Here is a 21045-nt window from a genome sequence, read left to right as displayed (position 1 = left end):
GGAACTGACCATGATGAAGACTTCGATCGCTTCCCGCATCGCCACGCGCCTGGCTCCCGTCGCGCTGGCCATTGGCGCGCTGCTTCCGCTGACCGCCAACGCGCACATGACCTGGCTGCTGCCCAACAAGGCGGCCTTCGACGGCAAGGAGCCGGTGGCGTCGTTCGACGCGGCCGTCTCGGAGGACCTCTTCAACTTCGAGCGCGCGCTCAAGCTGGAGACGGTGCGCATCACCGCGCCCGACGGCAAGACCGTCGAGGCCGAGAACCGCAGCGCCGCCCGCCATCGCGAGAGCTTCGACGTGAAGCTGACGCAGGACGGCACCTGGCGCGTCAGCAACGTCAGCCAGTCGCTGATGGGCTCGTACAAGCAGGGCGGCGAGACCAAGCGCTTCCGCGGCACCAAGGAGTCCTTCGCGAAGGACGTGCCGGCCGATGCCGAGGTTACCGCGCTGACGGTGATGAGCAATCGCCAGCAGACCTTCGTCAGCAAGGAAGAGGCCGGCAAGGTCGACTTCAAGCCCGAGGGCGACGGTCTTGAGCTGCTGCCCCTGGGCCCGGTCACCGACCTGAGCCATGGCGACAAGACGAAGTTCCGTCTGGTGCTGGACGGCAAGCCGGCGGCCGACGTGCAGCTCAAGCTGATCCGCGAAGGCAACCGCTACCGCTACAAGTTCGGCGAGGTCGAACTGAAGTCCGACGCCAAGGGGGAGTTCACCGTCCAGTGGACCGAGCCGGGTCGCTACTTCATCGGCGCGAGCACCGGACCGGCGCGCGGCCCGAACGCGCCCACCGGCACGCGCGAAGCGCCGGTGCAGCGCGCCAGCGTGAGCGCCACCTTCGAGGTGCTGCCGAAGTGAGCGTGACTGGCGGGACGATGGCGACGCGGGACTCGGGCATCGCGCTCGAGCCGCGTGTCCTCGTCCCGCTGCGCATCGTCGGCGAGCCGCCGGCGCTCGGCCAGGCCGTGCATGCGTTGGCCGGCGAGACGATGGGGACGACCTGGTCCGCGCGTTTCATCGGGCCGGCCGGACTTCGCCTCGGCGCGATCGAGGCGGCCGTCAGCCGGGTCTGTGACGAGGTCATCGCGCAGATGAGCCACTGGGAGGCGGACTCGGACCTGAGCCGTTTCAATCGCGCCGCGACGGGCACGTCGTGCCCGCTGCCCGATGGCTTCGCCACGGTCGTCGATGCGGCCCTTCGCATCGCGGCCGAGAGCGGCGGTGCCTATGACCCGACCGCCGGCGCGCTCGTCGCGCTCTGGGGGTTCGGGCCTTCGGGTGAGGCGGCGCTCGGGCCACGCCACGATGCGCCCGGCTTCCGCGCGCCGTCGCTCGAGGACTGCGACCGCGTCCATTGCGGTTGGGACTCGCTGCCGTGGGACGCCTCACGGCGCGTGCTGACCCAGCCCGGCGAGGTGACGCTCGATCTGTCGGCGATCGCCAAGGGCTTCGCGGTCGACCGGGTGTCCGCGATCCTGACAGCGCTCGGTCTGCCGGATCACCTCGTCGAGATCGGCGGAGAACTTCGCGGTGCCGGGCTCAAGCCCGAAGGCCAACCGTGGTGGGTCGATCTGGAGCCGCCGTCCGCCGATTGCGGCCTCGCGCCGGTACGCATCGCGCTGCACGGCCTGTCGGTGGCGACCTCCGGCGATTACCGGAAATTCTTCGACGAAGCCGACGGGCCGCGGCGCTCCCACACCATCGATCCGCGCACGCGGCGGCCGATCGAGCACGGACTCGCGTCGGTCACCGTCGTGCACGACAGCGCGATGTGGGCCGATGGATGGTCGACGGCGCTGATGGTGCTCGGACCGGACGAAGGTCTCGCGCTGGCGGAGCGTCTCGGCCTCGCTGCGCTGCTGGTGCGCCGTCGCTCGCCGGCGGAGGGCGGCGGCGGCTTCGAGGAGCGCTTCTCCACCGCGATGCGCGCACTGATGCTCTGATGGCTGCGATCCTGTCCCGACCCGCGGCGGCGCTGCTGCTGATCGCGCTCTATCTGCTGATGTGCGCCGCGGTCTGGTGGCGGCATCGCCGTCGGCTGCGGCAAGCGGCCGACGCTGCCGCCGCGCTGCTGCCCGCCGCCGACGCGGGGCCGCCCGTGCTGGTGTTGCACGCGAGCCAGACCGGCCAGGCTGAAGAGATCGCCTGGCAGACCGCCAAGGCGCTGCATCTCGCCGGCATGCCGGTTCGCGTGGTCGCGCTCGGCGAGATCGATCGCGAGGCCCTACGCGGCGCACGGCATGCGCTGTTCATCGCCAGCACCTACGGCGAGGGTGACGCGCCGGACAGCGCGGCGCCGTTCGCGCGCGACCTGATGGCCGCGGACGGCGGCGGCGGTCTGGATCTGTCGTCGCTGGAAGTCGGCGTGCTGGCGCTGGGCGATTCGACCTACACGCATTTCTGCGGCTTCGGTCGCGCGCTCGATGCCTGGCTGCGTGAGCGAGGCGCGCGGCCGATGTTCGACCGCATCGAGGCCGACCGCGCCGACGAGCACTCGCTCGCCTCATGGCGCCAGCGGCTCAGTCACTTCGCGGGCACGGCCGATCTCGCGGAATGGGAGACGCCCGTCTTCACGCCGTGGCGTCTGCATGCGCGCCGACATCTGAATCCGGGCAGCCAGGGTGGTCCGGTGTTCCATCTGGAACTGACGCCGGCAGACGGTTCGCCGCTGCCGGCGTGGGAAGCGGGCGACCTGGTGCAGGTGAGCGTCGCGGCCGAGCGCGGTGATGGCGTCCGCGATGTCGGTGTCACCGACAACGACGTGCAGCGACCGCGCGAGTACACGATCGCCTCGCTGCCTTCCGATGGCCGCGTCGAGCTGATGGTCCGCCGCACCACGCGCGAGGACGGCACGCCGGGACGCTCGTCCGGCTGGCTGACCGGACAGCTGCCGCTCGACGGCACCGTGTCCATGCGCCTGCGCGCGCATGCGAGCTTCCGCATCGGTGCCAACGCCGATCGCAAACTCATCCTCATCGGCAACGGCACCGGACTCGCGGGACTGCGCGCGCATCTGAAGGCGCGGGCGACGGCCCGCGTGGGCACGACGATCGCGCCCGCGTGGCTTCTCTTCGGCGAGCGCCAGTCGGCGCACGACGCGCACTACCGCGATGAGATCGAGGCCTGGCAGCGCGACGGCCTGATCGCGCAGGCGGACTGGGCCTTCTCGCGCGACCAGCCCGAGCGCGTCCATGTGCAGCACCTGCTCGCGCGACACGCGCAACGACTGCGCGAATGGGTCGCCGACGGCGCGGCGCTCTATGTCTGCGGCAGCCTGCAGGGGATGGCCGGCGCGGTCGACGCGGTGTTGCGCGAGACGCTCGGCGAGACCGGTGTCGACGCCCTCATCCGCGACGGCCGCTACCGCCGCGATGTCTACTGAGCGCGTCGCCGCCGATGCGCGCGCGACGCGATGACCACGGGGAACCCCGTAGGCGGAGACGTGCGGCGCGCGTAGGACACGCGGAGATTGATGCGCGCCTGCGACAAACACGGGGCGTGACGTTGACTTCGAGGCCGTTTCCCCCCCGGTAAAGCCTTCTCAATGGCAGAGGTGCGCAGTACCATTGCCCGCGCAGGGTGCCATCGAGTACCGAAGGCGTCAGACCTTCACCAGGGCCCGGCACATCAACAACCCTTGATGGAGAGAATCGAAATGGCAACTGCGAAGAAGGCTGCGCCCGCCAAGAAGGCGGCACCGGCCAAGAAGGCGGCTCCGGCGGCGAAGAAGGCCGCTGCTCCCGCGAAGAAGGCGGCACCGGCGAAGAAGGCCGCGCCCGCGACGAAGGCGGCAGCCCCTGCGAAGAAGGCTGCCGCTCCCGCGAAGAAGCGCACCCCCAACGCCGCCTTCATGAAGGCCCTGACCCCCAGCGCCTCGCTGGCCGCGATCGTCGGCGACAAGCCGCTGCCGCGGACCGACGTGGTGAAGAAGGTCTGGGAATACATCAAGAAGCACAACCTGCAGGACCCGGCGCAGAAGCGCGTCATCAACGCCGACGCCAAGCTGAAGGAAATCTTCGGCAAGGCCAAGGCCGACATGTTCGAGATGACCCGTCTGATCAACAGCCACCTGAAGGACTGAGCGGAAGGGGCCGCGAGGCCTCGCCGCATTTCGGACAAGGCCCGCCTCGCGCGGGCTTTTTTGCGTCCGCTCGCCGGCGGCGTTCAGCGCCGGGAAGCGCCGGTCAAAGCCGCTCGAGGGCTGCGCGCAGCTGGCGCACGTCGATCGGCTTGAGCCAGTAATCCTGGAAGCCCGCCGCGCGTGCGCGCTGACGCTGGTCGTCCATCACGTCGGCGGAGAGCGCGATGCAGCGCAACTGAGCGAACTGCGGTTGCGCCCGCACCAGCGCCATCAACTCCAGCCCGTTCATGTCGGGCAGGTTCATGTCCATCAGCACCAGCGAGGGGGTGACGCGCGACAGCGCGTCCATCGCCTGCGCGCCGGTCTCGGCGACGTCCAGGGTCCAGCCGGGCATCAGGCGGAACACCTCTTCCATCAGCACGATGTTGATGCGGTCGTCTTCGACGTAGAGGACGTGACGGGCGGCGATGGGGGACGACATGGCGATGGCTGGCAGGGGACTCGGCACGATAACAGCGAATCTCCGCGACGGCAGCGTTGTCCATGCCGCCGGTGCTTTTACCCCTGGGTGTGCGAACTGTGAGGCGGGTGTGACAAAAACCACGCGCGACCACACCCCCGGCTGAGGGGGACGGCCCGGAGCGACGAGGTTTCGCTCCCTACACTGCCGACCAATTCCTGTCACATCCCGTGATTCAAGCGCACGGATGGATACAGGAAAGACTGCCGGCAAGGCCTGACCCCGACGAGGTGTTCTCACGGAGGCGGCCGCCGAATAAAGAGATCTGTCATGTCGTTGGTGGCCGCATTCGCGTTGGCCGCGTCCACGGTGACGCTGCCGAACTGCTCCTGGGACCGACCCGGGGTGAACCCATTCATGGGGGACCTCGTCGCGGCCGTGGACCGGTACAAGGACATCCCGGCGGCCACGCGCGCCAAGCTGAAGGCCCGCATGGCGGGTCGCCAGTACGACGAGATCGTCGACATCCACCGCGACAGCATCGTCGGCCGCTACGACTACGGCGCCGAGATCCGCGACATGCACTTCGGCGCCGGATCGGTGTGCAAGACCGTGACGCGCGGCAAGTGGACGGAGCAGACGCTGGAACGCGGACTCGTGTATTGCGAGGACGGTCAATGCATCCTGGTGCCGACGGTCTGCCGCAATGTCAGCCGCATCTCGCGCGGCAAGCTGAAGCCCGCCGCGGGTGGCGCGCAGACGGCGAAGAACGAAGAGGAACCGCTGATGTTCGAGCCGCCGGCGGCCGGTGCCGCGGACGGCGCGGGCGATCCGGGCAGCTTCGCGCGCACGGCGGGCCTGCCACCGACGGCGACGTCCGATACCAGCCTGGTTGCGCCCACGCCGGGCAGCAGCAGCGGCGGTTTCGGCGGCGGTGCCGCTCCGTCCGCTGGTGGCGGCCCGGGCGTCATCACGCTGCCGCAGATCCCGCAGAACAGCGGCGGCAACGGTGGCACCCTTCCGGTGGTGCCCGGGGTGCCGGAGCCGCAGACGTGGCTGCTGTTCGCGCTCGGTCTTGGGGCGCTGGCGTTTGCGGTGAAGCGCAGGACGGTCGCTTGACTGCGTCGGTCGGCGCGTGATCGAGCCAACCTCAGCCCCTTTTCTCCATCTCCCTCCTTCACTTGCCTGCCGGCAAGTGAATTCCCTCCTTGAGTTCCGAAAAGGGGCTGAGGTCGTCTCGATCCGAACGATCGAGCGGTGCGATGGGTGCGTGCGGTGCTGCGGATCAGCCGCGAGCGAGCAGCGGCTTCAGATATCGGCCCGTGTGGCTGGCTTCGCAGGCAGCGACATCTTCGGGCGTTCCCGCGACGAGTAGTCGTCCGCCGCCTGAGCCGCCCTCGGGGCCCATGTCGATCAGCCAATCGGCCGTCTTGATGACGTCGAGGTTGTGTTCAATGATCACGATGGTGTTGCCCGCGTCGCGCAGTTGATGCACGACCTTCAGCAGCAGCGCGATGTCCGCGAAGTGAAGACCCGTCGTCGGTTCGTCCAGGATGTAGAGCGTGCGGCCGGTGTCGCGCTTGGAGAGCTCCAGCGCCAGCTTGACCCGCTGCGCCTCGCCGCCCGACAGCGTCGTCGCGCTCTGTCCCAGTTTCACGTAGCCCAGGCCGACGTCCATCAGCGTCTGCAGCTTGCGCGCGAGCGTCGGCACCGCGCTGAAGAAGGTCAGCGCATCCTCCACCGTCAGGCCGAGCACCTCCGAGATGTTCCTGCCCTTGTAGAGCACCTCCAGCGTCTCGCGGTTGTAGCGTTTGCCGAAGCAGGTGTCGCAGGGGACGTAGACGTCGGGCAGGAAGTGCATCTCCACCTTCAGCACGCCGTCGCCCTGGCAGGCCTCGCAGCGGCCGCCGGCCACGTTGAAACTGAAGCGGCCGGCGCCGTAGCCGCGCTCGCGCGCGGTGGGCATCTCGGCGAACAACTCGCGGATCGGCGTGAACAGGCCGGTGTAGGTCGCGGGGTTCGACCGCGGCGTGCGGCCGATCGGCGACTGGTCGACGTTGATGACCTTGTCGAAGGCATCCATGCCCTCGATCTCGTCGTGCTCGGCCGGCTCGGCGTGGCTCTGGTAGAGCTTGCGCGAGACGGCCGCGTACAGCGTGTCGTTGACCAGCGTGCTCTTGCCTGAGCCGGAGACACCCGTCACGCAGGTCAGCAGCCCGACCGGGAACTCCGCGGTCACGCCCTTGAGGTTGTTGCCGCGCGCGTTGACGATCTTCAGCGTGCGTGGATCGGGTGTGTCGGACAGCGCATGGCGCTTCTTCGGGACCTCGATGCGTTCGAGACCGCTCAGGTAGCGGCCGGTGGACGATTCATGGTTCGCCGCGACTTCCTCGGGCGTGCCCTGCGCCATGATCCGGCCGCCGTGGACGCCCGCGCCCGGGCCGAGGTCCAGCACGTGGTCCGCCGCGCGGATCGCGTCCTCGTCGTGCTCGACCACCAGCACCGAGTTGCCCAGGTCGCGCAGCCGCCGCAGCGTGGCGATCAGGCGGTCGTTGTCGCGCTGGTGCAGGCCGATGCTGGGCTCGTCCAGCACATACATCACGCCCGTCAGGCCCGAGCCGATCTGCGACGCCAGCCGGATGCGCTGGGCCTCGCCGCCGGACAAGGTGTCGGCGCTGCGGTCCAGGCTCAGGTAGTTGAGGCCGACATCATTGAGGAAGTGCAGGCGCGACGCGATCTCGCGGATCACCTTGTCGGCGATCTCGGCTTTCGCGCCCTTGAGCTTCAGCCCCTCGAAGTAATGCAGCGCCTCGCGCAGCGTCGCATGTTCGACTTCGTAGATCGGCTTGCCGCGCTCGCCCTCGGCGGCCTCGGCCGGCTGCAGCAGCACGTTGCGCGCCTCGCGCCGCAGCCGGGATCCCTCGCACTCGGGGCAGGGTTTGGCACTCTGGTAGCGCGCGAGTTCCTCGCGCACCGCGGCCGAGTCGGTCTCACGATAACGCCGCGTGAGGTTGGGCAGGATGCCTTCGAACGGGTGGGCGCGCTTGACGCTGCGCTTCTTCCCGTTCGCGCCTTCGGCCTCGTAGGTGAAGGTGATCTCGTCGCCGCCCGAGCCCTGCAGCAAGACCTGGCGCGCCTGTTCGGGGAGTTCCTCGAAGGGCAGCTCGATGTCGAAGCCGTAGTGCTTGGCGACGGTCTCCAGCATCGAGAAGGTGTAGGCGTTGCGACGGTCCCATCCCTTCACCGCGCCGCTCGCGAGACTGAGCGTGGGGAAGGCGACGACGCGTTCCGGATCGAAGACGGTGACCTGGCCGAGGCCCTCGCAGGACGGGCAGGCACCGACCGGGGAGTTGAACGAGAACAGCCGCGGCTCGAGCTCCGGCAGCGAGTAGCTGCAGATCGGACACGCGAACTTGCTGGAGTAGATGGCCTCGGTGCCGCTGTCCATGTTCAGCACCAGCGCGCGGCCGTCGGCCAGGCGCAGGGCGGCCTCGAAGCTCTCGGCCAGGCGTTGGCGCAGCGTGTCGGCGCTGTCGTGGCGCAGCTTGATGCGGTCGACGACGACGTCGATGTCGTGCTTCTCGGCCTTCTTCAGCGCGGGCAGTTCCGTGACTTCAACGGTCTGCCCGTCGACGCGGAAGCGCACGTAGCCCTGCGCCTGCAGGTCCTGGAAGAGCTCGACGAATTCGCCCTTGCGATCGCGCACGACCGGCGCCAGCACCATCAGGCGCGATTCGTCGGGCATCGCCAGCACCGCGTCGACCATCTGGCCGACGCTCGACGCCTCCAGCGGCAGGTGGTGATCCGGGCAGAACGGCGTGCCGGCGCGCGCGTAGAGCAGGCGCAGGTAGTCGTGGATCTCCGTGACGGTGCCGACCGTGGAGCGCGGGTTGTGGCTGGTGGCCTTCTGTTCGATCGAGATCGCCGGCGACAGGCCCTCGATGACGTCGACATCGGGCTTGTCCATCAACTGCAGGAACTGCCGCGCGTAGGCCGACAGGCTCTCGACGTAGCGGCGCTGGCCCTCGGCGTACAGCGTGTCGAAGGCCAGCGAGGACTTGCCCGAGCCCGACAGGCCGGTGATGACGACCAGCTGGTTGCGCGGCAGGTCGACGTCGATGTTCTTGAGGTTGTGGGTGCGGGCGCCCCGGACGCGGATCATCGGAATCTCGCCCACCGGTCGCAGCGCCTGTCCGAGGTAGCGGCCGGCGCCCGCCTGCAGTTCTGCGTCCGCTTTCTGCCCGGTGCCGGGCGCGGCGCCGGGCTCGGACGGGGCGGGGGCGACGGGCGGGACTTTCGTGGACATTGGGGGGCCGGGACACAGCTGGAGTCGAACTCGCCATGATAGGGCCAGGGCCGGTTCCGCGCCGGGCCCTGCTGACACCGCGTGGCAGCGGGAGGAATGCCTAAATCCTTCCCGGCGACCCCGTCTTTGCGGGGGGGCTCCCCCTTTTCGGGCGTGCAGAATCGGTGATCCCCCTCCAGCCCCACCCTCCTCGATGAAGCTCAAAGCGCCGTCGCTGTCGCTACGCAGTGTGATCCTGCTCGCGGTGGTGATCGGAATCGCCGTACCGGCGCTGGCGCTGGTGGCCTTCAGCGACGCCTTCATCCGGCGCAGCCTGGAACCGGTGCTGGAAGGCCAGCGCGCGGCCGTGCTGACGCTCGCCGCGAACGGCCTGGCCGAGCCGCTGTGGACGGTCGACAGTCCCGCGGTGCAGCGGGCACTGGATCAGCTGCTGTCGGACGTCAACGTCTGCGCGGTGGAGCTGAGCGAGGAGCGCGCCGACACCCGCGACATCGTCCGCACCAAGTGCAGCCCCGGCTGGCCGACGGTCACGCTGGCCGCGACCATCCAGCGCGACGCGCAGGTGCTGGGCAGCCTGCGGGTGCAGTTCGACGACGCCGCGCAGGAGCGCATGCTGGAAGAAGGCCGGCGGCAGACCGCGCTGATCGTCGCTTTCCAGGTGGCGGCAGGCGTCGTCATCGTGCTGCTGGTGTTCTATCTGCGCCTGGTGCGGCCGATCGACCGCCTGAAGCGGCTGGCCAGCGCGATCGCGGAGCGCCAGCCGGTCCCGCGCCTGCGCTGGAACCGCAAGGACGAGCTGGGCCAGCTAGGCGTCCACCTGGACCAGATGGGCCAGCAGATCGCCGGCCTGCTGGCCGACATGGAAAGCAAGAACGCGCAGCTGCATCAGCTGGCGATGTACGACCACCTCACCGGGCTGCCCAACCGGACGCTGTTCCGCGAGGTGTTCCTGCATGAGGCCGCCGTGGCGCGCCGCGATCAGACGCACCTGGCCCTGCTGTTCGTCGATCTGGACCGCTTCAAGGCGATCAACGATTCGCTGGGCCATGCGGCCGGCGACCGCATGCTGCTGCAAGCCAGCGAGCGCCTGCGCCAGGCGGTGCGGGAGTCGGATCTGGCCTGCCGCGTCAGCGGCGACGAGTTCCTGCTGCTGATGCGCGATTCCAGCGAGCACGTCGGCGTCGCCGCGCAGCGCCTGATCGAGGCGCTCAACGCGCCCTTGCAGCTCGAAGGCGGCGTGGCGAGCGTGTCGGCGAGCGTCGGCATCGCGCTGTTCCCGCGCGACGGCGACGACTTCGACACGCTGGTCCGGCACGCCGACCTGGCGATGTACCGCGCCAAGCAGATGGGCCGGTCGCGCTACAGCTTCTTCCAGCAGGACATGGATGCGGCGGCGGTGGAGCGGATGGAGCTCGAGCGCGAACTGAAACTGGCGCTCGAACGCGACGAGCTGCTGCTCCATTACCAGGCCGTCGTGGACGCCCGCACCGGCGAGTGGTCGGGGTTGGAGGCGCTGATGCGCTGGCAGCATCCGCAGCGCGGTCTGGTGATGCCGGGTCAGTTCATCGAGCTGGCGGAAGAGACGGGACAGATCCTGGCGCTCGGCTGGAGCACCATCGAGCAGGCCTGCGCTCAACTGGCCCGCTGGAAGGCGGCGGGGCGGCACCCGGGGCCGATCTCGATCAACCTGTCGGCGCTGCAGTTCCGCGAACCCCGGCTGGCCGAGCGCATCGCCGAGTCGATGCGCCGCCACGCCGTCGCCCCGGGCGAGCTGGCGATCGAACTGACCGAGAGCTCGCTGCTGACCGACACCGACACCGTCCTGCAGACGCTGGCGCGCCTGTCGGAGCTGGGACTGAGCCTGTCGGTGGACGATTTCGGGACGGGGTATTCCTCGCTCGCCTATCTGAAGCTGCTGCGCCCGGCGCGGCTGAAGATCGATCGGGCCTTCGTCCGCGACCTGCCCAACAGCGCCGACGACCGCGCCCTGGTGCGCGCCATGATGGGCATGGCCGAGGCGCTGGGCATCGACGTCGTCGCCGAGGGCGTCGAGACCGAGGCGCAGCGCGACGCGCTGCTCGCGCTCGGCTGCTGGCAGCAGCAGGGCTATTTCTATTGCCGGCCGCAGCCCGCCGCGGCGCTCGCGGACCGGCTGGCCGTCTGGCCGCCCCAGGCTGGGGCGTCGCGGCTGGCGCAGGTCTGAGACCAACCCCCCTAACTTCCGTTCAGCCGGCTGACCGGCATTTCGGCGCGCGATTGCGGCAATTCGTCGCGTCCGGATGGCCTTGTCATGGACGGCGGCGCACAGTCCAACCTCGTTGAACCTTCCAGGACAGGAAAGACACCGCAGGGGACCACCATGAACGACGCCGCAAAGACCTTCCTCACCGCCCTGGCCGCCGTGGCCAGCGCCGCCGTCATCGCCTTGTGGCTGGCGGACACGAACGAGGCCGCGCGTCAGTCCAACCCCCTGCCCCTGCACTGGGCCGAGCAGACCATGCCGGGACCTCAGGCCGAAGAGGCCAGCAAGCCCCGCGGATGACCGCGTTGCCTGCGCTCCGATAGACGCCACGCTTCCCCCCGGCATTTCGAAGCCCGCCTGACCAGCGGGCTTCTTTTTTGTCCGCTGCGTGTGTCCGTCGCGTGTGTCCGCGGTGTCCGATGTGTCCGCGGACACAGGCGTCGAGATCGCTCAGAACACCGATGGAATCGAGCATCTGAGCGATCGGCGATATCGTCTCATCCATTCGTCGCGATTTCTCGCAGTTCAATCCGCCGCCGCGCGCATTCGTCGCTTGTGCCTCGCGGAGCGGGGCCGCAATGACGACACTGTCTTCACTGACACACGCAACCCCTTCCAGGAGATCGACATGAGCACCACCACTTTCAAGACCCGTTCCACCCGCAGCCCGCGCATCGGCATGACCCGCGCGGCGAGCTTCAAGGCCTTTGCCTTCGGCATCGGCGCCACGTTGGCGATCGCGTTCAGCCTGCTGCACGTGCAGGAACAGCGCGAGCAACGCGCCGCCGTCATCACGCTGGATCCGGTGGTCATCACCGCCAAGCGCACCCAGCTGCCGACTGTCTACATCACGGGCCGCCGCGACACCTCGGCCGACGGCCAGCGACTGGCTTCGGCCGCGCAGGTCGGTTGCACGACCCAGCTCTGCTGAACTCCCGCGGTTGCGCTGTCAAGGCGGCGACCGCGGCTGATCAGCTGTAGCGCTCGCCAACGAAAACGCCCGGCATTGCCGGGCGTTTTCCTTTTCGTCATGACGAATCGCGCATGACGGTCACATGACGCGACGAAGGGGCCGGAGGGATCGCGGGGTCAGTCCTCGCCCAGCACGCGCAGCAGCGCGTCGCCATAGGCCTCGAGTTTCTTCGCGCCGATGCCGCTGATGCCGGACATCTCTTCCAGCGATTGCGGCTGCACGCGCGCCAGTTCCGCGAGCGTGACGTTCTGGAAGATCACGTAGGCGGGCAGGCCGTGCTCGCGCGCCACGTCGGCGCGCCAGGCCTTGAGCGCGTCGAAACGCGCTTGCGCCGCCGCGTCCAGATCGGCCTCCGCCTCGGAACGCCGGGACGACGATGCCCCCGTGCGGCTGGACTTGCTCCGCTTGGTCGGCGTGGCGGGCTGGCGCAGCAGCATCTGCACTTCGCCGCGCAGCACGGCCTTGGCCTCGCCGCCGAGCGACAGCGTGTTGTATTCGCCTTCCGTCACCGCGTAGCCGAGGGCGATCAGCTGGCGGATCACCGCGCGCCACTGCTGCTCGCTGAGCGACGCGCCGACGGCCCAGGTGCTCAGTTCGTGATGCCGGTACTGCTTGACCTTGTCGGTCTCCTTGCCGCGCAGCACGTCGATCAGGTGGCCGGAGCCGAAGCTGAAGCCCGTCACCTGATGGAAGCGGTAGATGCAGGACAGCGCCATCCGCGCCGCCTCGGTCGCGTCCCAGGTCGCGGGCGGGTTCACGCAGTTGTCGCAGTTGCCGCAGGGCTGGCTGTCCTCGCCGAAGTAGGCCAGCAGCCGCACGCGCCGGCAGTCGATGGCCTCGGCCAGCGCGAGCAGCGCGTCGAGCTTGCCGCGCTGCACCTGCTTGAACTCGTCGGTGGACGGGCTCTCGTCGATCATGCGCCGCTGCTGGACGACGTCGGCCAGTCCGTACGCCATCCACGCCTCGGCCGGCGCGCCGTCGCGGCCGGCACGGCCGGTCTCCTGGTAGTAGCCCTCGATGTTCTTGGGCAGGTCCAGGTGGGCGACGAAGCGCACGTCGGGCTTGTCGATGCCCATGCCGAAGGCGATGGTCGCGACCATCACGATGCCGTCCTCGCGCAGGAAGCGGTCCTGGTGGCGGCGGCGCTGGTCCTGTTCCATGCCCGCGTGGTACGGCAGCGCGTTGATGCCTTTGGACTTCAGCCAGTCGGCGGTCTCGTCGACCTTCTTGCGGCTCTGGCAGTAGACGACGCCGGCCGCGTCCTCGTGCTCGTCCTGGATGAAGCGCAGCAGCTGTTCGCGCGGGCTGTCCTTCTCGACGATCAGGTAGCGGATGTTGGGCCGGTCGAAGGACGCGACGAAGACCTGCGCCTCCTCGAGCTGCAGCCGCTCGATGATGTCCGCGCGGGTGATGTCGTCGGCGGTGGCCGTCAGCGCGATGCGCGGGATGTCGGGGAAGCGTTCGTGGAGCAGGCTCAGCGACAGGTACTCGCTGCGGAAGTCGTGACCCCACTGGCTGACGCAATGCGCCTCGTCGATCGCGAACAGGCTCAGCAGGCCGCGCTCGTACAGCGACTGCATCTGCGCGATGAAGCGCGGCGTGTTGACGCGTTCCGGCGCCGCGTAGAGCAGGGTCAGACGGCCGGCGAGCATTTCGCGCTCGATGCGCTGGGTCTCTTCCGAGGTCTGCGTCGAGTTGAGGAAGGAGGCGTTGACGCCGGCTTCCTCCAGGGCGCCGACCTGGTCGTGCATCAGGGCGATCAGCGGACTGACGACCACGGTGACGCCGTGGCCGGCGCGCTGGCGCGCGATCGCGGGGATCTGGTAGCAGAGCGACTTGCCGCCGCCCGTGGGCATGAGGACCAGCGCGTCGCCGCCGGCGGTCACGTGGTCGACGATCGAGGCCTGCTGGCCGCGAAAGGCGCTGTAACCGAACACCTCTTGCAGGATGGCTAGCGGGACGGGATGATGGTTGGACGAACTCATGGAGCTCTCGATTGTCCCGTACATCGGCGGGACCGCCGTTGACCCGGTCCTGATCCCCTGCGACGGCGGCGCGGAGCGACACCGAACTCTCACAGCACAGGCAGACACGTCGACATGATTGCTGCGCCGTTGCCCGATGACGAGAACGCCCGCCTGTCCACGCTGCGCGTGCTGCAGGTGCTGGACACGGATCCCGAGGAACGCTTCGACCGCCTGACGCGGATGGCCAGACGGCTGTTCCAGGTGCCGATCGCGCTGGTCAGCCTGATCGATGCGGACCGGCAGTGGTTCAAGTCCGCACAGGGCCTGGACGTCTCGGAGACGCCGCGCGACGTCAGTTTCTGCGGCCACGCGATCCTCTCGGACGACATCCTCCTGATCCCCGACACGCATGCGGATCCGCGTTTCGCGGACAACCCGCTGGTGACCGGCGGGCCGATGATCCGCTTCTACGCGGGCTGCCCGGTGCGTGCGCCCAGCGGGCACCGGCTCGGCACGCTGTGCTTGATCGACCGCGCGCCGCGCGGCTTCGACACGGACGACCAGGCGACGCTGCGCGACCTGGCCTTCATGGTCGAACAGCAGTTCGCGGCGATGTATATGGCGATGGTCGACGAACTGACCGGCCTGGCGAACCGGCGTGGCTTCGAATCGCAGGCGGGCCATGTGCTGGCGCTCTGCCGGCGCAAGCAGTGGCCGGCGACGATGCTGTACTTCGACCTGGACCACTTCAAGCACGTCAACGACCGCTACGGCCACGCGGAGGGCGACTGGGCGCTGAAGTCCTTCGCCGACATCCTGCGCTTCTGCCTGCGGTCGTCGGACGTGGTGGCCCGCACCGGCGGGGACGAGTTCGTGGCGCTGCTCAGCGGCACGGCGACCGAGCAGATGGCGCCGGCGCTGGAGCGGGTGCGGACGCAGGTCGGCGCGTTGAACCTGCGGGCGCAGCGGGGCTACGAGCTGGCTTTCAGCGTGGGCGACGCGGCGATGTCGGGCGAGGCGCCGCTGGCGCTCGACGAGTTGATGCAGCAGGCGGACGCAGCGATGTACGCGAACAAGCAATCACGGCGGCGGATGAACTGAGCCGCGGACGCTTGATCCGAGTCGTTCACCGACTTGGATGCGGCACCAGATTGGCGTTTTCCAGCGATCGCTCCGGGATGGAGCGGGCGGCATAATCCGACCCCTGCGCCGCGTTTCCGGCAAGCCGATTCCGGCCCGGGGGCGGATCCGACAGGCCCATTCCGGGCAGTTCTGGGCGATTGGCGGCGCAAGAGTTTCCCTTTCCGAACACCCCAACCATACGCAAGCGAAGGCAACCACCATGGCCTCGGTCAATAAAGTCATCATCCTCGGCAACCTGGGCCGTGATCCCGAACTGCGCTACACGCCGAGTGGCAGCGCGGTGTGCAACGTGAGCATCGCGACGACGCGCAACTGGAAGAGCCGCGAAGGCGGCGAGCGCCAGGAAGAGACCGAATGGCACCGTGTGGTGTTCTACGACCGCCTGGCCGAGATCGCCGGCGAGTACCTGAAGAAGGGCCGTCCGGTCTACGTCGAAGGCCGCCTGAAGACCCGCAAGTGGCAGGACAAGGAAGGCAAGGACAACTACACCACCGAGATCATTGCCGAGCAGATGCAACTGCTGGGCGGCCGTGATGGCGGCGATGAAATGGGTGGTGGCGGCGGTGGCGGCTACAGCCGCGAACAGCGCGGCGGCGGTCAAGGCGGTGGCCAGGGCGGCGGTGGAAGCGGTCGCGACAGCGGCGACTTCGACGCGCCGCGCGCGCCGGCTCCCCGCGCGGCAGCCCCTCGCGCCCCGGCGCCCGCGCCGAAGGCCGCGACCGGCTTCGACGACATGGATGACGATATTCCGTTCTGATCGACCTGGTTCCCGACGAACCGATGTCTGAACGAACGAGGCCCGCTGGCATGACTGCCGCGGGCCTTTTTTCATCGCCGATGATTACTGAATCCCGCCCCACGCCCGAGGTGCGCCTCGCGCAGTCCTTCGAAGTCTTCGACGTGTCGCCCATCAAGTGGGGATCGCCGTCGATGGTGGTCAGCGTCCGCGTCGACGGGCTCGTCCACTACGCACTGCCACTCGTCGGCAAACCTCAGACCTTGAGAGGCGTACCAGCGGTCGTCGCATTCGACAGTCCGAAGGAAAGGCGCGTCCTGGGATGGTGTCTGCCGACCACGGGCGAAGTCCAGATCGTCCAGGGGTGGAATCCGTGGCTGGGCCTGGTGCCCGCGGGTCTCGTCACGGCCTGCTCGATCTTCCTCGCCACCAGGATCATGCCGTCATGGGCCGCCGTGATGATCGGCTTGACGATGCTCCGGCTGTCCGTATGGAGGATCCAGGACGTCGTTCGAAAACGGCAAGGCTTGAAGGACGCGCTCGCTCATCTTGCTGCCGCGAATGCCGCGCCGGAGTCCGACGATGTGCAGGGGTCAGGTATGAACGAGCGCTTCTCCGGCACCTTGAAGCCCCTGTTGAAGCACTGGGGCCGACAGTCGACCATGCGGCTGGCACCCGGCCTGTCTGATGCGGAGATCGCGGACTTCGAACGCCGCCATGCCGTCCGTCTTCCGGAGGACTTCGCGGCCTACCTGCGCCTCGCGAACGGATTCGTGGATGAAGGATCTTGGGATGACTGCGACGACCAGACGTTCCAGTTCTATCCATTGCGAGACGAGTATCTCGTGCAGCCCGGGTATCTCAAGTTCTGCGAGTGGGTCGTCGGCATGAACGACTACGGCATCTGCGTCGACCCCGACGGACCATTGGGAACGGTCGTGACCCTCTACGGAGAAGGCCGGGTCAGGGTCATTGCACCGAGCTTTGCCGCCTTTGCGACGCTGTACATCGCGGATGACGGCGTGCTCTACGGTAGCGACTCGTGAATCGTTGGAACCCCGCTTCTCCGACCCTGACTGAACCCATGCCTCCTGCCCGTCGCCAACGAAGATGACGGGTGTCAGGTCGTCGAGGCGGCTGTAACGGGCGTGCACTTTCCATCCGTTCGTGCACGGGACAAACCTACGTCGGCGCGGCGTCTCCCGCAAATGCCGATCAGCCACACGACGACGTGACGGGCGGGAGGCACCCGTCTTCCTCTACCGGTCAGGGCTGGACGGCGACCGTCAGATCCAGCTCCACGCTCGCGTTCTTCGGCAACGCATACACGCCGACCGACGTCCGCACATGCGTGCCTGCCGGACCGAGCACCTGCACCAGCAACTCCGACGCGCCGTCAGCCACTTCGCTGAGCTGGGTGAAGTTCTCCGCGCACTGCGTGAACACGTTCAGGCGCAGGATCTGCTTCACCGCGTCCAGCGAGCCGAGCGAGCGCTGCAGCAGCACCAGCGCGCGCATCGCGCAGATCTTCGCGGCGTGCTGCGCGCGGACCAGGTCCACCTCGGTGCCGACGCGGCCGGTGACCACGACGGTGTCTTTCACGCGCGGCACCTGTCCGCTCACGTAGACGGTATTGCCGTCGCGCATCAGCGGCTGGTAGTTGCCGCCGGCCTTGATTTCGCCGTCGAAGTCGTAGCCCAGTTGCTGGGCGGCCTGGGTGAGGGCCTGGTCTCTGCTCATGGTGTTCTCGTCGAAAGGGAATGCCCCATTCTCACGCGATCACGCCTTGTGATCCGACCTCACATCCATCACGACCAGGCCGACGAGCATCACCAGCGGTAATAGCAGCGACCAGAACTTCCACCCCACGTACGCGAACGCCCCCGACAGCGCGCCGACAGCAAACGCGAGGACGGGCCAGATGAAGCGCTTCAGCCGGTCCCGCACCTCCGGGCCGGCCGCGCCGCGCAGCAGGTCGACGCTGTCGATCACGACCTGCGTGACGTTCCCGGTCATCACCGTCGTCGGCGTCAGCGCCGGCCACGCCAGCCGCCCCGCCGCGTTCTGCACGGCCATCGCGGCCGTCATGAACAGGCCCGTCGCCATCGCCCACGGCGCATCCGGCGCGAGCACCGCGCCCGCCGGCACGCTGCACACCAACGCCACGAGCAGCAGCACCGTCTGCATCACCAGCAAGGGCCGGCTCGCCACCGTCTTCGTCCGCTCGCAGCGCAGCGCCACCAGACGTGCCAGCGCCACGGCCACGATGAAGGTCGGGAACACCAGCAGCTTCAGCAGCACGCTGCCGGCGCTCGCGCGGCTCAGCTCCGCGCCGATCAGCACGAAGTTCCCCGTCACGTGCGCCGTGAACAGCCCGAACAGCGCAACGAAGCCCACCGTGTCCACATACCCGCCGATGAAGCCCAGCGCGAGGCTCGCCAGCAGCAGCTTCTTCGCGCCGGTCATGCCGCCCCCTTGCGCTCGAGCACCGCGATCCTCGCCGCCATCGCCAGCGCGCAGATCAGCCCCAGGTGCTCGAAGAATGCGTTCTTCGCCATGAAGCGTGCCTGCCCGCTCAGGTCCCAGAAGTTGTTGGCGACGAGCATCGCGACCAGCGTCAGCACGCCCAGCGCGCCGGCCGCCAGCCACACCTGACGGTTGACGATCAGCAGCACCGCGCCGATCAGTTCCACCGCGATCGCCAGCACCGCCCACAGCGCCGCCGGCTGCAGGCCGAAGTGCGCCTGCTCCGCGACCGCACCGGGGAAGTCCATCGCCTTGTCGATCCCGCCGATGAGGTAGGCCGAGGCCAACCCCACCCGAAGCAGGACCCCGAAGGTGGGCCATTGCAGGAGCCCCTCCACCCACCGCGGCGCGGCGGCGGAGAAGGTCTTCATCGCTCGATATTCGCTCATCTCATCTCTCTCATCACACCGCCCAGCACGCGCAACCCAGCGCGCCCCAGAAGCCGCGCAGGTCTGACGCCGGAATCTCCGACGCCCACGCGTTCGCATGCGCATGCCCGTGGACGCCGCACGCCGTGTCGCAGCAGGCGACGCGTTGCATCGCTGCCTGCAGCGGCTTGCCTTCCGCACCCCACGCGCCGTAACCGCCGAAGCGCCGCACCGGAGACCAGTCCGGCATCGCCGGCGGCGGTGCCGAGTCGTCGAGCTCCGCGAACTCGCCCGCGCCCCACACCACCTTGCCGCCGACCATCGTCAGCAGCGCGCTCGTGTCGGCGATGTCCGATTCCGGGCAGCCGAAGAAGTCGCGGTCCGGCACGACCAGATCGGCCAGTTGACCCGCCGCGATCTGGCCCTTGTTGCCCTGCTCGTTCGAGAACCAGGTGACGTTCTCCGTCCACATCCGCAGCGCCGCCTCGCGATCGAGGCAGTTGCGCTGCGGCGTGATCTGCAGCCCGCCGACGGTGCGACCCGTCACCAGCCACGACAGCGAGACCCACGGGTTGTACGAGGCCACCCGCGTCGCATCCGTCCCCGCCGACACCTTCATGCCCCGGCGCAGCATCTCGGCCACCGGCGGCGTCGCCTCGGCGGCGCGCGCGCCGTAGCGCTCCACGAAGTACTCGCCCTGGTAGGCCATGCGGTGCTGCACCGCCACGCCGCCGCCCATCGCGGCGATCCGGTCCATCGAGCGCGTGGAGATCGTCTCCGCATGATCGAAGAACCAGTTCAGCCCGTTGATCGGCGTGTCGCGATGGACCTTCTCGAAGACGTCCAGCGCGCGCGAGATCGTCTCGTCGTAGGTCGCATGCATGCGCCACGGCCAGCGGTTCTGGACCAGGATGCGCACGACCTCCTCGAGCTCGCCTTCCATCTGGTCCGGCATGTCCGGCCGCGGCTGGCGGAAGTCCTCGAAGTCGGCGGCGGAGAACACCAGCATCTCGCCCGCGCCGTTGTGGCGGAAGTAGTCGTCCCCCTGCTTGTAGGTGACCGACTGCGCCCAGTGGAGGAAGTCCTCCTTCTCCTGTCCCGCCTTCTGGGTGAACAGGTTGTAGGCCAGGCGGATCGTCAGCTGTCCGGCGTCGGACAGCTTCTGGATGATCTGGTAATCCTCGGGATAGTTCTGGAAACCGCCGCCGGCATCGATCGCGCCGGTGACGCCGAGACGGTTGAGCTCGCGCATGAAGTGGCGCGTGCTGTTGAGCTGGTACTCGGGCGGCAGCTTCGGCCCCTTGGCCAGCGTCGCGTAGAGGATCGATGCATTCGGCTTGGCCAGCAGCAGGCCGGTCGGATAACCCGCGGCGTCGCGCAGGATCTGGCCGCCCGGAGGCTCCGGCGTCTCGCGCGTGTAGCCGACGGCCCGGAGCGCGGCGCCGTTCAGCAGCGCGCGGTCGTAGAGGTGCAGCAGGAAGACCGGCGTGTCCGGCGCGATCGCGTTCAACTCGTCGATCGTCGGCAGCCGCTTCTCGGCGAACTGGTGCTCGGTGAAGCCGCCGACCACGCGCACCCACTGCGGCGCGGGCGTGATGTCGACCTGCGCCTTCAGCATCGCCATCGCGTCGGCCAGGCTGCGCACGCCGTCCCAGCGCAGCTCCATGTTGAAGTTGAGCCCGCCGCGGATGATGTGCAGGTGGTTGTCGATCAGGCCCGGCAGCACGCCGCGGCCCTTCAGGTCGATGCGGCGCGTCGAGGCACCGGCGAGCGCCAGGATCTCCTGGTTCGCGCCGACGCTCAGGAAGCGGCCGTCCTTGATGGCCACCGCTTCGGCGCTCGGCCGCGTGCGGTCCAGCGTCGTGAAGCGGCCGTTGAACAGCACCAGGTCGGGATGGACGCTCGTCTCAGACATCGTGGGTCTCCGTGGCCTGGGTCCGGGCCTTCACTTCCGCCTGCGCCTTCTCGCAGCCGGGCATCTGTCCGAACATGTGCGGACGCACCTTCTGTTCGATCCAGCTCGCCTGGTGCGTGTCGCGCTGCAGCCATTGCCGCACCAGCGGCGGGATCTGCTCGCCGGCGAGGATGCCCAGCAGGCCCACCAGCGCGATCACCGGCGGCGCCGGCGATCGCACGTTGAGCACGCCATAGATCACCCCGACGAGCAGACCGACGGCGGCCGACAAAACGTATGCATTCATGAGGGCCGCCTTTCCGCGGGAGCCAGGGTGACGAGTGGCGG

At 68.6% G+C, this 21045-nt stretch carries 19 protein-coding genes; 11 read left to right on the top strand and 8 right to left on the bottom strand.

Annotation, left to right across the window (positions count from 1 at the left end; all coding sequences use genetic code 11):
- Nucleotides 1-10: 10 nt before the first annotated feature.
- The 4 genes from AC07OZ_RS08460 (at nt 11) to AC07OZ_RS08445 (ending at nt 4082) form a co-directional block, all read left to right on the top strand.
- Entirely contained in the window at nt 11-859 is an 849-nt protein-coding gene (locus tag AC07OZ_RS08460; RefSeq protein ID WP_495466718.1) for a DUF4198 domain-containing protein, read from the top strand.
- Complete coding sequence (locus tag AC07OZ_RS08455; protein ID WP_495466717.1) at nt 856-1944, top strand: FAD:protein FMN transferase; 1089 nt, start codon at nt 856-858, stop codon at nt 1942-1944. Before AC07OZ_RS08460 ends, AC07OZ_RS08455 begins: the two co-directional genes overlap by 4 nt.
- Nucleotides 1944-3383: a sulfite reductase subunit alpha gene (locus tag AC07OZ_RS08450; RefSeq protein WP_495466716.1), complete on the top strand. Its 1440-nt coding sequence runs from the start codon at nt 1944-1946 to the stop codon at nt 3381-3383. Before AC07OZ_RS08455 ends, AC07OZ_RS08450 begins: the two co-directional genes overlap by 1 nt.
- 273 nt (nt 3384-3656) lie before the next feature.
- Nucleotides 3657-4082, top strand: a complete 426-nt coding sequence (locus tag AC07OZ_RS08445; RefSeq protein ID WP_067280713.1) for an SWIB/MDM2 domain-containing protein — start codon at nt 3657-3659, stop codon at nt 4080-4082.
- A gap of 103 nt (nt 4083-4185) precedes the next feature.
- Here AC07OZ_RS08445 and AC07OZ_RS08440 read toward each other — a convergent pair whose 3' ends face one another.
- Nucleotides 4186-4563 (bottom strand): response regulator, encoded by a 378-nt coding sequence (locus AC07OZ_RS08440; RefSeq protein ID WP_495466715.1) that lies wholly within the window; start codon nt 4561-4563, stop codon nt 4186-4188.
- 309 nt (nt 4564-4872) lie between these two features.
- Between AC07OZ_RS08440 and AC07OZ_RS08435 the strand changes: the two genes are divergently transcribed.
- Nucleotides 4873-5661 (top strand): MHFG family PEP-CTERM protein, encoded by a 789-nt coding sequence (locus tag AC07OZ_RS08435; protein WP_495466714.1) that lies wholly within the window; start codon nt 4873-4875, stop codon nt 5659-5661.
- A 166-nt stretch (nt 5662-5827) separates the two neighbouring features.
- On the opposite strand, the gene uvrA is transcribed toward AC07OZ_RS08435, so the two are convergent.
- Nucleotides 5828-8848, bottom strand: a complete 3021-nt coding sequence (gene uvrA, locus AC07OZ_RS08430) for an excinuclease ABC subunit UvrA (RefSeq protein ID WP_495466713.1) — start codon at nt 8846-8848, stop codon at nt 5828-5830.
- 193 nt (nt 8849-9041) lie between these two features.
- Between uvrA and AC07OZ_RS08425 the strand changes: the two genes are divergently transcribed.
- The 3 genes from AC07OZ_RS08425 (at nt 9042) to AC07OZ_RS08415 (ending at nt 12021) form a co-directional block, all read left to right on the top strand.
- A complete protein-coding gene (locus AC07OZ_RS08425; protein WP_495466712.1) occupies nt 9042-11051 on the top strand; it encodes a putative bifunctional diguanylate cyclase/phosphodiesterase in 2010 nt (669 codons plus the stop codon).
- Between the two features lie 156 nt (nt 11052-11207).
- Nucleotides 11208-11390: a hypothetical protein gene (locus AC07OZ_RS08420; protein WP_495466711.1), complete on the top strand. Its 183-nt coding sequence runs from the start codon at nt 11208-11210 to the stop codon at nt 11388-11390.
- A 328-nt stretch (nt 11391-11718) separates the two neighbouring features.
- Nucleotides 11719-12021: a hypothetical protein gene (locus AC07OZ_RS08415; protein ID WP_495466710.1), complete on the top strand. Its 303-nt coding sequence runs from the start codon at nt 11719-11721 to the stop codon at nt 12019-12021.
- A gap of 158 nt (nt 12022-12179) precedes the next feature.
- Here the strand turns inward: AC07OZ_RS08415 and recQ are convergent, their stop codons facing one another.
- Complete coding sequence (gene recQ, locus AC07OZ_RS08410; RefSeq protein ID WP_495466709.1) at nt 12180-14048, bottom strand: DNA helicase RecQ; 1869 nt, start codon at nt 14046-14048, stop codon at nt 12180-12182.
- 114 nt (nt 14049-14162) lie between these two features.
- Here recQ and AC07OZ_RS08405 point away from each other — a divergent pair, with 114 nt between their 5' ends.
- The 3 genes from AC07OZ_RS08405 to AC07OZ_RS08395 all read left to right on the top strand — a co-directional run bounded on the left by AC07OZ_RS08405 (nt 14163) and on the right by AC07OZ_RS08395 (nt 16955).
- Nucleotides 14163-15131, top strand: a complete 969-nt coding sequence (locus tag AC07OZ_RS08405; RefSeq protein ID WP_495466708.1) for a sensor domain-containing diguanylate cyclase — start codon at nt 14163-14165, stop codon at nt 15129-15131.
- A 241-nt stretch (nt 15132-15372) separates the two neighbouring features.
- Nucleotides 15373-15930, top strand: a complete 558-nt coding sequence (locus AC07OZ_RS08400; RefSeq protein WP_088408626.1) for a single-stranded DNA-binding protein — start codon at nt 15373-15375, stop codon at nt 15928-15930.
- Nucleotides 15931-15980: 50 nt separating this feature from the next.
- Nucleotides 15981-16955 carry an SMI1/KNR4 family protein gene (locus AC07OZ_RS08395; RefSeq protein WP_495466707.1) on the top strand — a complete coding sequence of 325 codons (975 nt, stop codon included), beginning with the start codon at nt 15981-15983 and terminating at the stop codon, nt 16953-16955.
- Nucleotides 16956-17175: 220 nt separating this feature from the next.
- Here AC07OZ_RS08395 and AC07OZ_RS08390 read toward each other — a convergent pair whose 3' ends face one another.
- From AC07OZ_RS08390 to AC07OZ_RS08370, 5 genes are read right to left on the bottom strand one after another with little or no spacing between them, the layout of a single operon-like run.
- Nucleotides 17176-17649 carry a RidA family protein gene (locus AC07OZ_RS08390; RefSeq protein ID WP_495466706.1) on the bottom strand — a complete coding sequence of 158 codons (474 nt, stop codon included), beginning with the start codon at nt 17647-17649 and terminating at the stop codon, nt 17176-17178.
- 39 nt (nt 17650-17688) lie between these two features.
- Nucleotides 17689-18375: a YoaK family protein gene (locus AC07OZ_RS08385; protein WP_495466705.1), complete on the bottom strand. Its 687-nt coding sequence runs from the start codon at nt 18373-18375 to the stop codon at nt 17689-17691.
- Nucleotides 18372-18824 carry a DoxX family protein gene (locus AC07OZ_RS08380; RefSeq protein ID WP_495466704.1) on the bottom strand — a complete coding sequence of 151 codons (453 nt, stop codon included), beginning with the start codon at nt 18822-18824 and terminating at the stop codon, nt 18372-18374. The genes AC07OZ_RS08385 and AC07OZ_RS08380 overlap by 4 nt, the downstream gene beginning before the upstream one ends.
- Nucleotides 18825-18837: 13 nt before the next feature.
- Complete coding sequence (locus tag AC07OZ_RS08375; protein WP_495466703.1) at nt 18838-20718, bottom strand: amidohydrolase; 1881 nt, start codon at nt 20716-20718, stop codon at nt 18838-18840.
- On the bottom strand, nt 20711-21004 hold the full coding sequence (locus tag AC07OZ_RS08370; RefSeq protein WP_495466702.1) for a XapX domain-containing protein: 294 nt from the start codon (nt 21002-21004) through the stop codon (nt 20711-20713). The genes AC07OZ_RS08375 and AC07OZ_RS08370 overlap by 8 nt, the downstream gene beginning before the upstream one ends.
- Nucleotides 21005-21045 lie beyond the last annotated feature (41 nt).

It is taken from the genome of Roseateles sp. GW821-FHT09G03 (assembly GCF_059416045.1).
The sequence above is the reverse complement of the archived record's forward strand: the minus strand, read 5'-3'. Positions and strand labels throughout refer to the sequence as shown.